16 protein-coding genes are annotated in these 15,706 nt (G+C 44.8%); 9 read left to right on the top strand and 7 right to left on the bottom strand.

Annotated features, from left to right (window positions below):
* Positions 1 to 2 precede the first annotated feature (2 nt).
* Positions 3 to 2,261, top strand: a complete 2,259-nt coding sequence (gene parC / locus ED652_RS01440) for a DNA topoisomerase IV subunit A (protein WP_122053261.1) — start codon at positions 3 to 5, stop codon at positions 2,259 to 2,261.
* 129 nt (positions 2,262 to 2,390) lie between these two features.
* Here the strand turns inward: parC and degS are convergent, their stop codons facing one another.
* The 3 genes from degS to zapG form a co-directional block, all read right to left on the bottom strand.
* Positions 2,391 to 3,455 carry an outer membrane-stress sensor serine endopeptidase DegS gene (gene degS / locus ED652_RS01435; RefSeq protein WP_122053260.1) on the bottom strand — a complete coding sequence of 355 codons (1,065 nt, stop codon included), beginning with the start codon at positions 3,453 to 3,455 and terminating at the stop codon, positions 2,391 to 2,393.
* 158 nt (positions 3,456 to 3,613) lie between these two features.
* On the bottom strand, positions 3,614 to 4,969 hold the full coding sequence (locus tag ED652_RS01430) for a Do family serine endopeptidase (RefSeq protein ID WP_102281947.1): 1,356 nt from the start codon (positions 4,967 to 4,969) through the stop codon (positions 3,614 to 3,616).
* A 125-nt stretch (positions 4,970 to 5,094) separates the two neighbouring features.
* The gene (zapG, locus tag ED652_RS01425; protein WP_017109290.1) at positions 5,095 to 5,550 is read right to left on the bottom strand and encodes a Z-ring associated protein ZapG; all 456 of its coding nucleotides are present in this window, start codon (positions 5,548 to 5,550) and stop codon (positions 5,095 to 5,097) included.
* 219 nt (positions 5,551 to 5,769) lie between these two features.
* Between zapG and zapE the strand changes: the two genes are divergently transcribed.
* From zapE to sspB, 8 genes are all read left to right on the top strand, one after another.
* On the top strand, positions 5,770 to 6,873 hold the full coding sequence (gene zapE / locus ED652_RS01420) for a cell division protein ZapE (RefSeq protein WP_017109289.1): 1,104 nt from the start codon (positions 5,770 to 5,772) through the stop codon (positions 6,871 to 6,873).
* A 247-nt stretch (positions 6,874 to 7,120) separates the two neighbouring features.
* Positions 7,121 to 7,549: a 50S ribosomal protein L13 gene (rplM, locus tag ED652_RS01415; RefSeq protein ID WP_010434689.1), complete on the top strand. Its 429-nt coding sequence runs from the start codon at positions 7,121 to 7,123 to the stop codon at positions 7,547 to 7,549.
* 15 nt (positions 7,550 to 7,564) lie between these two features.
* Positions 7,565 to 7,957: a 30S ribosomal protein S9 gene (gene rpsI / locus ED652_RS01410; RefSeq protein WP_004740758.1), complete on the top strand. Its 393-nt coding sequence runs from the start codon at positions 7,565 to 7,567 to the stop codon at positions 7,955 to 7,957.
* Positions 7,958 to 8,288: 331 nt separating this feature from the next.
* A complete protein-coding gene (gene petA / locus ED652_RS01405) occupies positions 8,289 to 8,879 on the top strand; it encodes a ubiquinol-cytochrome c reductase iron-sulfur subunit (protein WP_102298433.1) in 591 nt (196 codons plus the stop codon).
* Complete coding sequence (locus ED652_RS01400) at positions 8,879 to 10,144, top strand: cytochrome bc complex cytochrome b subunit (protein WP_009848941.1); 1,266 nt, start codon at positions 8,879 to 8,881, stop codon at positions 10,142 to 10,144. Before petA ends, ED652_RS01400 begins: the two co-directional genes overlap by 1 nt.
* Positions 10,141 to 10,878: a cytochrome c1 gene (locus ED652_RS01395; RefSeq protein WP_017106828.1), complete on the top strand. Its 738-nt coding sequence runs from the start codon at positions 10,141 to 10,143 to the stop codon at positions 10,876 to 10,878. The genes ED652_RS01400 and ED652_RS01395 overlap by 4 nt, the downstream gene beginning before the upstream one ends.
* 97 nt (positions 10,879 to 10,975) lie before the next feature.
* Entirely contained in the window at positions 10,976 to 11,611 is a 636-nt protein-coding gene (sspA, locus tag ED652_RS01390) for a stringent starvation protein SspA (RefSeq protein WP_009848943.1), read from the top strand.
* A gap of 4 nt (positions 11,612 to 11,615) precedes the next feature.
* Positions 11,616 to 12,110, top strand: a complete 495-nt coding sequence (sspB, locus tag ED652_RS01385) for a ClpXP protease specificity-enhancing factor (RefSeq protein WP_017106827.1) — start codon at positions 11,616 to 11,618, stop codon at positions 12,108 to 12,110.
* Positions 12,111 to 12,257: 147 nt separating this feature from the next.
* On the opposite strand, the gene ED652_RS01380 is transcribed toward sspB, so the two are convergent.
* From ED652_RS01380 to ED652_RS01365, 4 genes are read right to left on the bottom strand one after another with little or no spacing between them, the layout of a single operon-like run.
* The gene (locus tag ED652_RS01380) at positions 12,258 to 12,863 is read right to left on the bottom strand and encodes a BON domain-containing protein (RefSeq protein ID WP_102384404.1); all 606 of its coding nucleotides are present in this window, start codon (positions 12,861 to 12,863) and stop codon (positions 12,258 to 12,260) included.
* Positions 12,864 to 12,879: 16 nt separating this feature from the next.
* Positions 12,880 to 13,470, bottom strand: a complete 591-nt coding sequence (locus ED652_RS01375; RefSeq protein ID WP_010434705.1) for a phosphoheptose isomerase — start codon at positions 13,468 to 13,470, stop codon at positions 12,880 to 12,882.
* A gap of 2 nt (positions 13,471 to 13,472) precedes the next feature.
* Positions 13,473 to 13,871 (bottom strand): YraN family protein, encoded by a 399-nt coding sequence (locus ED652_RS01370; protein WP_102384403.1) that lies wholly within the window; start codon positions 13,869 to 13,871, stop codon positions 13,473 to 13,475.
* Entirely contained in the window at positions 13,858 to 15,675 is a 1,818-nt protein-coding gene (locus tag ED652_RS01365; RefSeq protein ID WP_122053259.1) for a penicillin-binding protein activator, read from the bottom strand. The genes ED652_RS01370 and ED652_RS01365 overlap by 14 nt, the downstream gene beginning before the upstream one ends.
* Between the last annotated feature and the right edge of the window lie 31 nt (positions 15,676 to 15,706).

Here is a 15,706-nt window from a genome sequence, read left to right as displayed (position 1 = left end):
GGATGTCTAACGAAATTACATATGATGGCGTTGAACAGTTGCCAATGCGCAAGTTCACCGAAGATGCCTATTTAAATTACTCAATGTACGTGATTATGGATCGTGCATTGCCTTATATCGGTGATGGCTTGAAGCCAGTACAACGTCGTATTATCTATGCGATGTCTGAGTTGGGCTTATCTGCTTCATCGAAATATAAAAAATCAGCTCGTACCGTTGGTGACGTGTTAGGTAAGTATCACCCACACGGTGACTCTGCTTGTTACGAAGCAATGGTGTTGATGGCACAGCCTTTTTCTTACCGCTACCCATTGGTTGATGGTCAAGGTAACTGGGGTGCGCCCGATGACCCGAAATCGTTCGCTGCGATGCGTTATACCGAAGCAAAACTGTCAAAGTTTGCTGAAGTCCTGCTGGGTGAATTGGGTCAGGGCACCGTTGATTGGCAACCAAACTTTGATGGCACGATGAAAGAGCCACAAATGTTGCCTGCTCGTCTTCCTCATATTTTGTTGAACGGTATTACTGGTATCGCGGTAGGTATGGCGACCGATATTCCGCCACACAACGTGCGTGAAGTAGCGAATGCGGCGATTCATTTGATTGATACGCCGAAAGCAGAACTTCCAGATGTGATGGGTTTTATTCAAGGCCCAGATTACCCGACAGAAGCTGAAATTATTTCGCCGAAGTCGGACATCGAAAAGATCTACCGTACAGGCCGTGGCAGCATCAAGATGCGCGCGGTATGGCACAAGGAAGGCTCTGATATCGTTATCACGTCTTTACCTCATCAAGTGTCAGGTGCGAAGTTACTTGAGCAAATTGCTAACCAGATGCGCGCTAAGAAGCTGCCTATGGTTGACGATCTGCGTGATGAATCAGATCACGAGAATCCAACGCGTATCGTCGTGGTTCCTCGTTCAAACCGTATCGACTGTGACCAACTGATGAGTCACTTATTCGCGTCGACGGATTTAGAGAAAAACTTTCGCGTTAACTTGAACATGATTGGTTTAGATAACCGTCCTCAAGTTAAAGGCTTAGTTCAAATCCTGAAAGAGTGGATTGAGTTCCGTCGCACGACCGTTCGTCGTCGTTTGCAGTACCGTTTAGATAAAGTACTGGCACGTTTGCACATCTTAGAAGGCTTACTTGCCGCTTATCTAAATATTGATGAAGTGATTGAAATCATTAGAACAGAAGACGAACCATGTCCTGTTTTGATTAACCGTTTCAACATTTCTGAAATTCAAGCCAATGCGATACTCGATATTAAACTTCGTAACTTAGCTAAGTTAGAAGAATTTAAGATTCGAGCTGAGCAAGAAGAGCTTGAAGCTGAACGAGAAAAGCTTGAAAAGCTACTCGGTTCAGAGCGTCGTTTGAATACGCTGATCAAAAAAGAAATCCAAGCAGATGCAGATAAATACGGCGATGATCGTCGTTCACCGTTGATTGAGCGTGCTGAAGCGAAAGCGCTAACAGAACGTGACTTAGTACCAAGCGAACCAATTACGGTTGTGTTGTCTGAGAAAGGTTGGATTCGTCATGCTAAAGGGCATGAAGTTGACGCTGAAGGTTTGAACTACAAATCAGGTGATAAATTCTTAGCAAGCACTAAGGGTAAGAGTAACCAACAAGCGGTGTTCCTCGGCAGTGATGGCCGAAGCTACTCCCTTGAATCTCACTCACTGCCATCGGCGCGAAGCCAAGGTGAGCCAATTACAGGCCGCTTGAACGTCAGCCCTGGTACTTCTATTCGCCAAGTGGTGATGGGAGAGAATGAACAGCTGTGGTTAGTCGGTTCTGATGCGGGTTATGGTTTTGTTTGTAAAGGTAGCGATCTGCTGTCTAAGAACAAGAGCGGTAAAGCGCTGGTTAACTTGCCACAAGCTTCTGAAGTGATGTTGCCAAGCCCGATAGCTGACTTGGACTCTAACCAGATTCTGGCGATTACTAATCAAGGTCGTATGTTGTTGTTCCCGATTAAAGACCTACCTCAGTTGAGCAAAGGTAAGGGTAACAAGATCATCAATATTCCTTCTGCAAAAGCAAAAGAGCGTGAAGAGTTTGTCTCGCATCTGATGGCTATTCCAGAGAATGCAACGCTGACTATTTACGCGGGTAAACGCAAGCTTGGCTTGAAACCTGCGGACCTTGAAAACTTCCGTGGGGAACGTGGTCGTCGTGGTGGTTTACTGCCGAGAGGGTTGCAGCGAGTGACTCGCATCGATATCGATGACCCTAGCGAATCGTAGAGACGTTTGCTATCTTGATTAGATAAGATGATTAGATAAAAGAAAACCCAGCCTGAGAGCTGGGTTTTTTTGTATCTGTATTTTTATATGTGTACGTTGGCGGTTTGAATCGCGCCGGTAATGTTAAACCTACAAGCGTGTATCTTCGGCAATCGTCACTTTCAGAGTTTTGTTTTTACCTTGGCGTAAAATACCCACATCGATCACCGTACCTGGGCGCAGGTCGGTAACAATGTCCATAACGCTTTGGCGGCCATTAACTTGGGTGTTGTTGACGCTGACAATGATATCTTGTGCTTCAAAGCCTGCATCGGCTGCTGGACCGTTCGGGTCAATACCCAGTACTACGATGCCACCAATGTTCTTATTACCCAGTAAACGTGATGTCACTGAGTTAATATCTTGCCCATCAATGCCGATGTAACCACGAATTACACGACCATCAGCGATGATTTTTTGCATGATTTTATTGGCAAGTGGGTAGGGGATAGCAAACGAAATACCGTAGGTTTCCATATCGGTTGCTTGTTGGAAAGAGGCGGTATTAATGCCGACTAACTCGCCTTGTGAGTTAACAAGAGCGCCACCAGAATTACCTTCATTGATTGCCGCATCGGTTTGAATAAACGCTTGATGACCATCTGCACTGATTGAAGAGCGGCCGGTTGCCGAGATAATACCAAAGGTCGTCGTTTGACCTAGGTTGTATGGGTTGCCGATAGCCAGTACCACATCACCTACATTGGCTGTGTAATCTTGGTTCAGTGGAATCACTGGTAAGTTGTCACCACTGACTCGAAGTATTGCGATATCGGTGCGTTTATCTGAGCCGACTAACTGTGCGGCGGCTACACGTCCATCTTGTAAGGCAACCACGATTTGGTCAGCCTGAGCCACCACGTGGAAATTGGTAATGATGTAGCCTTTTTCGCTGACAATCACCCCTGAACCCAAACCTTGAGTCAGCAGCTTGTTGCGATCGCTTTCTGCGTATTTACGGCTATAGATATTGACCACTGCGGGTGCCGCGCGGCGTACAGCTTGGTTAAATGAAATCTGAAGAGAGCCGATATTATCGACTTTAGGGCCAGTGACGTCAGCAACAATCGCTGGCCTTAAGCTCGGAAATGCGAGAAGAATAAGCGCCGCTGAAACGAGTCCAAGGGAAATAGAACGAAATAGAAAGGACAGCATGTTTCCCTCTTCAACAAGTAAGGTGTGAAGCCTCCACCGATGGATGGACGACTTAATTACGAGTGAAGCATAGCATTTTGATTCATCTAAAGAAAAGGGAAGCTGAGTAAGTTTCAATCAAACCTACTTCGCCTCCCTTTAAACATTGTGATGAATGGTTATCGAATCACAAGGTAGATGGTCCGGTCGCCTCGTTGGATGTTGAGCGCCAATACACCCGGTTGCTTCTCTAGAATATCTCTAAATTGCGCTAGGTTTTTGACTGTTTGGCGATTGACTCCAATGATGATGTCATCTTTTAGAAGCTGATAGGCTTCAGCCGGAGAGCCTTGAGCAACGCTCGACACTTTCACACCTGTAGCAACATCACTCTCGTTGGTGTTGGTTAGCTCAGCGCCAGCGAGCCCTTCGTGGAGTTTTTCAGCTTGCGTTTTGCTATTGGTAGATTCGCCAAGGGTTACATCAAAGTTTTTGCTTTTTCCATCGCGGATAACGCCGAGTTCGATCTGCTTGCCTGCGCCTAATGTAGCCACTTTTGCTCTGAGCTCACTAAAGGTGTCAATGCGCTTGCCATTAATAGAGACAATAATGTCCCCCGCTTTTAAACCGGCTTTGTCTGCTGCGCTATCAGGGACAATTTGGCTAACAAACGCCCCTTTGCTTGATTCATACCCGAGTGCTTCAGCGAGTTCAGAAGTGACTTCTCCACCTTGCACACCTAGCATGCCGCGTTTCACTTCACCGAAATCGAGGATCTGTTCTGTCAGGTTCTTCATCATATTGGATGGAATTGCAAAGCCAATGCCGACATTGCCTCCGTTAGGGCCTAGGATAGCCGTGTTGATACCAATCAGTTCACCGTTAAGATTCACTAATGCACCTCCAGAGTTACCACTGTTAATCGCGGCATCGGTTTGAATGAAGTTTTCGAAGTTCTCTAGATTGAGACCGCTACGGCCTAACGCTGAAACGATACCGGATGTCACGGTTTGGCCAAGTCCAAATGGATTGCCGATAGCGACACTGAAATCGCCGACTCTGAGTTTGTCTGAATCTGCGACTTTTATCTGGGTAAGATTTTTGGCTTTCTCTAATTTGAGCAATGCGATATCAGACATCTGGTCGCCACCGATCAGCTCGGCATCGTACTCTCGACCATCATGCAGTTTCACTTTGATATCGTCAGCGCCATTTATAACGTGATAGTTGGTGACGATATGGCCTTTTTTAGCATCAATGATGACACCAGAGCCTAAGCCGCGGAATGGGCGCTCTCGTGTTTGTTCAGGGCCGAAAAAGAATTGGAATTGTTCAGGGATTTGCTGACGTTGTACCTGTTTGCCTTCAACGGCAATACTAACCACAGCGGGGGTCACTTGTTCAAGCATAGGAGCCAGGCTCGGTAATTGTTCATTACCCACACTTAACGGCAGTGCGGCGGTTGCTTGAATTGGGGTGATGATTGAACTTAAGCTTAAAGTCAGTACTGATAAAGCAAGCAAAGGTTTTTTCATCATAAGCTCCTCTCTAGTTAAGGTCTTAACCCTCTTATACGTTTAATAAGTATGAGAAGTTTCAAATGACCTGAGTGAAAGTTATGACTCAAAAACCTTTGTAAAGTTCAAGAAGTGTTAAATGTTTACGATGCTTTTGCTGTGACTACATCAGGAGCATCAATGATTTCTTTCTTCTGTTCTTTAAATAAACCAGTTGCACCATTAGCGTAGTCTTTTGGTTGTTCCTCAAGAGCGGCCTCTTTAGTTGAGGGCTTGTCTTGCGTCTTATCCGAATGGGCAGCGGCTGTTTTGACAAACGGGTTGTCTTGCTCTGGCAGATTAGGAATCAGCTCTGAGCTCGTTTTTTCCATGTGTTGATACAGCTTTGTGTAGTCCTTACCTAAGGTATCTAACATTTCTGCTGATTTAGCAAAGTGGTCAGCAAGTTCTTGTCGTTGCTGTTCAAGGGCAAACTTTGCACTATCTAATTCTTTTTGTACGTTCTTTTGTTTTTTGTATTCAGGCGTCATGAGACGAGAAATAGCGACCCCTAAGATAACTCCGACTAGTAAACCGGCAACGGCATACATCCAAGGCATAACAGCTCCTTATTATTGTTTTTTAACATGTTTGTTACTGCTTAGTTACACGTGATACGGCTCCATGGTACTATGAGAAAGCCGCAGTATAAAGAGAAATGCGTGTGCGCTGGATAGCAGTTTAGTGTTGCTTTATTCATCGCATCAAACAATCTCTCGTGCTGTTTGGGCACATTTTTCTTCGCTGTCTGATATCGCTTTCATTGTGGAAATGTCGTCATGAATCCCGTTAAAAAATACGAACAAGATATAAAAGAACATGGATTTCAAAGAGATCCAGCACAAGAGCAAGCAGTTAAATCTTTAGATGAACTCTTTCATCAATTCCAAGATTACATGAATACCCCTGTTCCTCAACTTACGCGATTCCAGAAGTTGCTAGGTAAAAAGCCCGAGTTGCCAACGCCTCCCAAAGGCCTCTATTTTTGGGGCGGTGTAGGGCGTGGCAAAACTTATCTAATGGATACGTTTTACGAAGCCTTACCGACCACAAAAAAAATGCGAGTTCACTTTCACCGCTTTATGTATCGAGTTCATGATGAGCTGAAAGCGCTCGGTAATGTGAGTGACCCGTTACCGCTAGTGGCTGACAAACTAAAGCAAGAAGCCGACATTATCTGTTTCGATGAGTTCTTTGTTTCAGACATTACAGACGCCATGATCTTAGGGACTTTGTTCCAAGAGCTCTTTGCGCGTAACGTTATCTTGGTGGCTACTTCTAATATCCCACCTGCAGATCTGTATCGTAATGGCTTACAGCGTGCACGCTTTTTACCTGCGATTAAGCTGATTCAAGAAAACTGTCACATCCTTAATGTAGACAGCGGTATTGATTACCGACTGAGAACCTTAGAGCAAGCTGAGATCTATCATTACCCATTAGATAACCAAGCCAATATCAATCTAGAGAAATACTACGCGCAGTTGGTCGGTGAAGATAAAGAGAAGCTCAAGCAGATCGAAGTCAACCATCGCCAATTGGATGTCATTGAAGCGAGTGATGGGGTGTTGCATGGTACTTTTGCACAACTTTGTCAGTCAGCTCGTAGTCAGAATGATTACATCGAACTGTCTAAGGTTTACCACACGGTTTTATTAGCGGATGTTTTACAGATGGGGGCGACGTCAGACGATGCGGCGAGGCGCTTTATTGCGTTAGTCGATGAGTTTTATGAGCGCCACGTGAAATTAATAATTTCAGCGGAAGTTGAGTTAGAAAAATTGTACACCAATGGTCAGCTAGAGTTTGAGTTTAAACGTTGTCAGTCGCGTTTAATCGAAATGCAGAGCCATGAATATTTGGCAAAAGAACACTTAATTTAGCTCTTATTATCTCGAATACGAAAGAGAATTAAAAAAATCGTGATTTTGTTCAAAAAGAGGTGATTTTTTCTTCGCTCTTCTCTATAATCCTGCGACCTACCGTTACTGCGGGCCTCTAGCGATGAGTAAAATCACGTTATGCCAAGAGTTTTCCAACACTCGAAGGGGTGATGAATGGTAACTCTTAGACAGTGGGAATACGCGAGTATTCCTTAAGTGTAAATTTTTTAAATAGGTAATTATTAGCATGAAAACTTTCGTTGCTAAACCAGAAACTGTAAAACGCGACTGGTATGTTGTAGACGCTGAAGGCAAAACTCTTGGCCGTCTAGCAAGTGAAATCGCTTCTCGCCTACGCGGCAAGCACAAAGCAGAATACACTCCTCACGTAGACACTGGTGATTACATCATCGTTGTTAACGCTGAGAAAGTTGCTGTGACTGGTAACAAAGCTAAGGGTAAGGTTTACTACCGTCACTCTGAGTTCCCAGGTGGTCTTAAGACTATCACTTTTGAAAAGCTAATTGCTAAGAAACCAGAAATGGTTCTTGAACTAGCAGTTAAAGGTATGCTTCCTCGTGGTCCTCTAGGCCGCGCGATGTACCGTAAGCTTAAAGTATACGCTGGTACTGAGCACAACCATGTTGCTCAACAACCACAAGTACTAGACATCTAATTGGGGATTAAGACAATGGCAGAGAATCAATACTACGGCACTGGTCGTCGCAAAAGCTCAGCAGCTCGTGTTTTCATCAAACCAGGCTCTGGTGAGATCGTAATCAACAAGCGTAGCCTTGATGTTTACTTCGGTCGTCCAACTTCTCGTATGGTTGTTAAGCAACCTCTTGAGCTAGTTGAACTAACTGAGAAACTTGACCTTTACATCACTGTTTCTGGTGGTGGTATTTCAGGTCAAGCTGGCGCAATCCGCCACGGTATCACTCGTGCTCTTATGGAATACGATGAAACTCTACGTCCTGCTCTACGTGCAGCTGGCTATGTTACGCGTGACGCTCGTTGCGTTGAACGTAAGAAAGTTGGTCTACGTAAAGCACGTCGTAAACCTCAATTCTCTAAGCGTTAATTTTTCCTTACCGAAAAATACACGCGACCAGTTTTATTACTGGAATTGTGGTTCAAAGCTCGGCTATATGCCGGGCTTTTTGTCTTTCTGGTCCCCGCTAAACGCTTTTCCCTCCTCGTTTTATTCCCAAATTCTTATATTTTGAAAGCTTTTGTAACCCAATGTGCGCTTTGCCTCATGATTGTTACAAAAAGGTAGCTTTATCTTGTCAAAAAGTAGGGTTTTATTTATCATTTGCCGTCAATAAATAGAACTAAATACATATTTTGTTAGCCATGCTCTTTAATCGGAATTATTTCAATCTATAAGGAGCAAATGGGAGAATGTTTGGATGAGCAACGCGCCTTTAAATAACGGTCGCAGGCGTTTCTTAACCGCAACAACAGCCGTTGTTGGTGGTTTGGGAGCAGCTGCTGTAGCCGTACCTTTTATTAAATCATGGAACCCGAGTGCCAAAGCGAAAGCTGCGGGCGCGCCGGTGGAAGTGGAAGTCAACAAGTTAGAACCAGGACAAATGGTTCGTGTCGAGTGGCAAGGTAAACCTGTATGGGTTGTACGCCGAGCTGAATCGGTACTAGAGAACCTAAAAGCGATCGGTGGTCAACTTCGTGACCCTCAATCTGAGACTGAACAACAACCAGACTACGCACAGAACGAGTTCCGTTCGATTAAGCCGGAATTCTTCGTTGCTGTTGGTTTCTGTACACACTTAGGTTGTTCTCCAACTTACCTGCCAGATTCTTTCGCAGAACAGGTTCAGGGCGTTAAGTCTGGTTTCTTCTGTCCTTGTCATGGTTCAAAGTTTGATATGGCTGGTCGAGTATTCCAAGGCGTACCGGCTCCATTGAACCTTGTTGTACCAAAGCATATGTATTTGAGTGACACGAAGATCATGATCGGTGTCGACGAGGGAGACGCATAATGCAAGGATTGCTTGATTGGGTAGAAAAACGTCTACCCGCGATGAATGCTTACAAAAAGCACTTATCTGAATACCCAATGCCTAAGAACTTTAACTTTTGGTACCTTTTCGGTTCTTTGGCAATGTTGGTCCTGGTTAACCAAATCCTTACGGGTATCTGGTTAACAATGAACTACGTGCCATCTGGTGAAGGTGCGTTTGCTTCTGTTGAATACATCATGCGTGATGTGGAATACGGTTGGTTACTGCGTTACATGCACTCGACTGGCGCTTCTGCGTTCTTCGTGGTTATCTACTTGCATATGTTCCGTGGTCTAATCTACGGTTCTTACCAAAAACCTCGTGAGCTACTTTGGATCTTCGGTATGTTGATCTTCTTAGTGCTTATGGCTGAAGCTTTCATGGGTTACTTACTACCATGGGGTCAAATGTCTTACTGGGGTGCTCAGGTAATCATATCTCTGTTTGGTGCAATTCCAGTTATTGGTGATGACCTAACGCTTTGGATCCGTGGTGACTACATCATCTCAGGTGCAACGCTGAACCGTTTCTTCGCACTGCACGTTATCGCTCTACCAATTGTACTCTTGCTGCTTATCGTACTTCACGTACTAGCGCTGCACGAAGTTGGTTCGAATAACCCTGACGGTATCGAGACTAAGCTTCCTAAAGGCACTATGGGCGACGACTACAAGACTCAGTTCCCATTCCACAAGGATTACACTAAGAAATACGACATCATCGACTCTATTCCTTTCCACCCATACGGGACGGTGAAAGATATGGTAGGTGTTGCTGGTTTCCTATTCTTGTTCTGTTACGTGCTGTTCTTTAACCCAGAGATGGGTGGGTACTTCCTTGAGCCGCCTAACTTTGAAGCTGCAAACCCACTGAAAACACCTGAGCACATCGCTCCAGTTTGGTACTTCACGCCGTTTTACGCGGTACTACGTGCTGTTCCAGATAAGCTACTGGGTGTCGTTGCAATGGGTGCGTCTATTGTTGTGCTATTCCTACTGCCATGGTTCGACCGTTGTAAAGTGCGTTCTTACCGTTACCGTAGCAAACTGCATTTGATTAACATCATCCAATTCACAATAAGCTTTATTGCGCTTGGTGTCCTTGGTGCGCTTCCAGCAACGCCAACATACACATTACTGGCTCAAATCTTTAGCTTAGGTTATTTCATGTTCTTCGTTCTGCTGTGGTTCTACAGTAAAAATGAAGCGACGAAACCATTACCAGAAAGGGTGACATTCAAATGAAAAAGTGGATTGTAATTTTATTTGCTATGTTGCCGTCTCTAGCGATGGCAGCGGGTGCAGGCGTACCATTAGACAAAGCAAACAATGATTTAACAGACAAAGCTTCATTGCAAAATGGCGCTAAGATGTTCATGAACTACTGTTTCGCTTGTCACTCAACGCAGTACCAACGCTATGAGCGTGTTGCGAATGATTTAGAGATTCCTTTAGACCTAATGAAGGAAAACCTAATCTTCGATCCTGAAGTGAAAATTGGTAGCTTGATGGTTAACGCTATGCCTTCTGACCAAGCAGCTAGCTGGTTTGGTGCTCCACCACCAGATCTAACATTGGTTGCTCGTGTTCGTGGCGCAGATTGGCTATACACGTACCTTCGTACTTTCTATGAAGATCCGTCTCGTCCATTTGGTGTGAACAACATTGTTTTCCCAAGTGTTGGTATGCCGCATGTTTTGGAAGAGCTGCAAGGTATCCCAACGCCAATCTACGATACTCACATGGTAGATGGTGAGGAAGTTAAAGTTGTTGTTGGTACTGAAACTGACGGTTCTGGTGAATTGAGCACTGGTGAGTATGACAACGCGGTTCGCGATCTTGTTAACTTCCTCGTTTACTCGGGTGACCCAGTACAGCTTGAACGCCACGCTATGGGTTGGTGGGTAATGGCCTTCTTAGTAATCTTCACTATCATTGTGATTTTACTGAAGAAAGAGTATTGGCGTGATGTGCACTAATTGTGCTATAATACCGTGCTAATTCCCAAATTATGTTAATGTTCAATGGAGGCTTTAGGCCTCCATTGTTTTTATTTAAAGTGTACTGGAGGGCTCCATGGCTGTAGCTGCCAATAAACGTTCTGTAATGACTCTTTTCTCAAGTGCTTCTGATATGTATAGCCATCAGGTGCGCATTGTTCTTGCTGAAAAAGGCGTAAGTGTTGAAGTTGAGTTAGTAGATGAAAAAAATCTACCAGCAGAGCTTGTTGAACTGAACCCGTACAAATCAGTACCTACCCTTGTTGATCGTGAGCTTGCTCTATATGACTCAAAGATCATCATGGAATATCTAGATGAGCGTTTCCCTCATCCACCATTGATGCCTGTTTACCCGGTTGCTCGTGGTAATAGCCGTCTAATGATGTACCGCATTGAGCGCAACTGGTATTCAGTTGCAGAGAAGATCGTTAAAGGCAACGCTGAAGAATCAGAAGCTGCTCGCGTTAAACTGCGCAACGACCTACTGACTCTTGCTCCTATCTTCGCTGAGTATGAATACTTCATGAGCGAAGAGTTTAGCCTAATTGATTGCTACCTTGCTCCGCTACTATGGCGTTTACCTGAGCTTGGTATCGAACTGATTGGTCCTGGTTCTAAAGAGCTTAAGATTTACATGAACCGCGTATTTGAACGTGATTCATTCCTAGCTTCTCTAACAGAAGCTGAACGTGAGATGCGACTCGTTCGCTAAGCGTATGGATATTTCTAATATGACACCCCGCCGACCATACATGCTCCGTGCATTCTATGATTGGTTGGTTGATAACGAACTAACTCCACATCTTGTTGTTGAAGCAACACTACCGGGTGTGCGAGTTCCAGAAGAGTTTGTTCAAGATGGTCAGATCATTCTGAACATCGCGCCTCGTGCGGTTGGGCAACTTGAACTGAGTAACGAAGCTGTTACGTTCAGTGCTCGCTTTAGCGGACGTCCACACTCAGTGATCGTTCCTCTATATGCAGTACAAGCAATTTATGCTCGTGAGAATGGTGCTGGTACCATGTTTGAACCTGAAGAGGCATACATGGACGCGTTTGAAGAAGGGATTGAAGAAAGTCCTTTTGAAGAACCAGAAAAAGGCCCATCTTTGAGTGTAGCAACGGCAGACGTTGATGCGGAAGAGCCTGACTCAGATCCTGAGCCACCTCGCCCTGCAAAAGGTCGACCAAGCCTTCGTGTTATCAAATAGCGTTATTTTTTAAATAACTCCAAATATAAAAAAAGCAGCGATTTATCGCTGCTTTTTCTTTTTGTGCTTTCTGATTTTTACTCGCCTGATTCATTTCGTGAGGCTTTACCAGCTAAGCAGCCAAGTCAGAAGTAAATTCAGGGAACGTTAGTTTACCGAAGCGTCTTCTTCACCATATTCGAATGCTCGAATCACCTGCTTTACACCTGAAACATTACGGGCAACTTCTGTCGCGATATCAGCATGCTCTCGAGATACTAACCCCAGTAAAAATACCTCTGAATCTTCAGTGATGACTTTAACCTTGATGCCGTTGAGATCTGCGTTTGCAAGAAGGGCTGATTTCACTTTAGTGGTGATCCAACTGTCGTTACTAATAGCACTGATGGTTAATGGCTCTTTTACTCGCACCTGATTATGGATGCTTTCTACGCCTGCCACGTCTTTGGCTTGGTTTTCAAACGCGCGACGTTCTGAGTCAGTGGTCGCTTGTCCCATTAATACAACCGAACCTCGGTAAGAGCTGGCAGTGATGCGAACGTTGCCACGATATGGTTGTTTGTTGGTGATGGCTGCGACTTCAAATTCAATATTGTTGTCGTTCCAAATTTGTTTGGTGGTTCGTGTGTCGGTGACTAAGTTCGCTGTGGTTGCTGCACCAGCAATGAAAATGCCAGCACAACCAGACAGGGAAAGTGTAAGTAGCGAAACACTAATCAGCTTAAACAGCCTCATAGAGGTTAATGATTTCATTGTGATGCTCCGTCTATCACTCTTCGTGAGCAGGGAAGAGTACTTGATCGATTAGGTCACATAGGCAGTGCAGTGTCACCATGTGAACTTCGTGAATGCGCGCTGTACGGTGTGAAGGGATACGAATTTCTACATCATGTTCGCCAAGCAAACCTGCCATTTCACCACCGTCTTTACCAGTGAAGGCAATGATAGTCATATCACGTGTTACCGCGGCTTCCATCGCTTTGATGATGTTCTTGCTGTTACCGCTAGTAGAGATAGCGAGCAGGATATCGCCAGTTTGACCAAACGCGCGCACTTGCTTAGAGAAGATCTCTTCATAGTGGTAGTCGTTTGCCACGGCAGTTAGTGTGGTGTTATCAGCCATAAGCGCCATTGCTGGTAGGCTAGGGCGTTCTGTTTCAAAGCGATTAAGTAGGCACGATACAAATTGCTGAGCATTAGACGCCGAACCACCATTGCCACAACAAAGGATTTTATTTCCGTTGAGCAGGGTCGCCACCATTGCTTGTGCGGCATGCGTGATTGCGTCAGGCAGTGCTTCTGCTGCTGCAATTTGGATTTGAATACTTTCTGTAAAACTTTCTTTAATGCTGTCTAGCATGTTTATCCTTGGGTAATGGCGTTTTTAATCCAGTCAATATCGTCATTCGGCCCTTCAATGGCAACAATATCAAACCTAAAATCTGTAGAGTGTACTGACAAACCTTGCTGCATAAGCCAAACATTGGCTGTCTTTAATAGCTTTTGTGACTTCTTTGCTGTCACCATTTCAGCAGCATGTCCGTAGCGTGTTTGCTTGCGGTATTTTACCTCAGTAAACACAACCGTATTGTTATGGCGCATTATAAGATCAATTTCGCCACACTTTGCTATGAAGTTTTGTTCAATTAACGATAAACCGTGGCGAACTAAATAATTCTTTGCCACGGTCTCGTATTTATCACCCACTTGTTTGTGGGTGATTGTTGGTTTGGAGAGAAACTGACGGCTAAAAAGCCCCATGCTCTGCCCAGCTGATTTCACGTTGCACGATGCAATTATTGTCGATAGTCAACACACCGGTTTCACCTGGAATGCTGTAACCTTGAACGGCTTTCATCTGTGGAAGCGCATCCATTAGGTAATAAGCATCCATTCCTAACGCTTGTAGACGTTTTTGGCCATTTGAATGTGCAGGCCATAGGTCGTTTAGCTCTTTGTTCAGCTCGTTCTTGTTCTCAACCAATAGTGGGATGTCGCTGTAGAACACTCCCGTTAGATCTTCGTACTGCTTATCTCCGCTGTTGCTGCGTGAGTTTGAGAACAAGGCTGGTTGGTCAGCATCTGGGTTAATCGCGACTTCAATAAAAGGCTTGATCAACGTGAGCTCTGAGTTCTTCGCCACAATGTAGACAGAGTCGATATCACGACGGCTACGTGGCTCCGTTTCTAGATCTAGGTTTAGGAGGCCATCCATTTGAGCGATACGCTGTTGACTCTCTTGCAAGCCGAATACCTGATTCACATTACGTTGCAGTTGGCGTTTATCAGAGAACAAGCTGATAGCAACATCGTTGCTGCTGTACTTTTTCCACTCTGCCTTAAAGGCTTGCTCAACTCGATCACCTAAACGTCCTTTCGGCGCTAGGATAAGCGGGTACTTGTAGCCTTGAGCAAAAAGATGTTTCGCTGCTTGAGCGACTTCTTGCTCTGGTGATAGAGCGAGGTAGCAGATATTAGTATCAGTTTCTAGTTGCGCTGGAATGTTTAGAGCTAACGCAGGAATCGAATTCTCGTGATTTTTCTGCGCTTGTTGAAGCTTAGTGATGTTGCTCTTAATCAATGGACCAACAATGAAATCAACGTTGTTTTCTTCCAGTGTTGCTTTAATTTCAGCGGCACTTTGTACGTTGGTGTCCATAATCGTCAGTGTCGCATCTTCTTCGCGCTCTTTATCATTCATCATTGCAAAGATAAAACCGTCACGAACGAGCTGTGCTTGCTTGCCGTACTTACCTGTTAAAGGCAGTAATAGCGCGGTGCTGGTCGGCTTGCTGATTTCTAACGCTAATATGTCGCTGATCGCTTGAGGCGTATAAAGCGCTGCTGGGTGACGAGGGTTCTCAGCTAACCAGTCAGACAGTGTCTTCTGTAGGTCAGGAAGATTTGAGTTGAGCGTCTTCATGTAAATAGACAGCTGTAACCAGCCCGCTAAAACGTCTTCGGTAGGAGATGTTTTAAGCTCTAGAATCTCATATTGAGAATAGCTGTTCAGATTCTGCCAAATATGGTCAGCCGTTTGCTGCTGGATTTCTTCATCAGCATCTATGTACTCTGAATAAAGCACTAACTCACGACTCGCTTCGAAATACTCTTTCTTCATCTCAGAAATGTTAGCGCGTAGCTCGTGATAATCTTTCCATTGCTCGTTAGGCAGTTTCCACCACGGTTGAAAATTCAGTTGGCTATAGGCTTGATCTGGTTGTGAGTTATTCACTAATAACTGAGCACGAGCCAGTTGCCATTCTGCTTGTTGTACTTCGCTAAGCTCTTGCTTTGCTAAACGTTTGATCAACAAAGTCGCTTGATCGGTTTTGCCTGCCTGCACAGAGGCTTTCAGTGCCATGATTAGCCAATCGTTTTGCAGGCTTCCTTTGCTGCTATCCGCTTGCATCATGTAACTTTCAGTTGATTGCGCTGGATCTAGTGTAATATCAACACGCGTTGGTGCTTGAGGGCCTGAAGAACAAGCCGCCAACGTAATTGCTAATGCAATTGGAGTGAGTAAGCGTGGTACACTGAGTCTCTTATGGTTCATCGTTGCCATGAGTTCTTTAAATTCCGTATCAATTTGTATC

The organism is Vibrio sp. Evd11 (genome assembly GCF_900382755.1).
Classification (GTDB): Bacteria; Pseudomonadota; Gammaproteobacteria; order Enterobacterales; family Vibrionaceae; genus Vibrio; species Vibrio lentus.
Note: the sequence above shows the minus strand (reverse complement) of the source record. Positions and strands in the feature narration are given on the sequence as shown.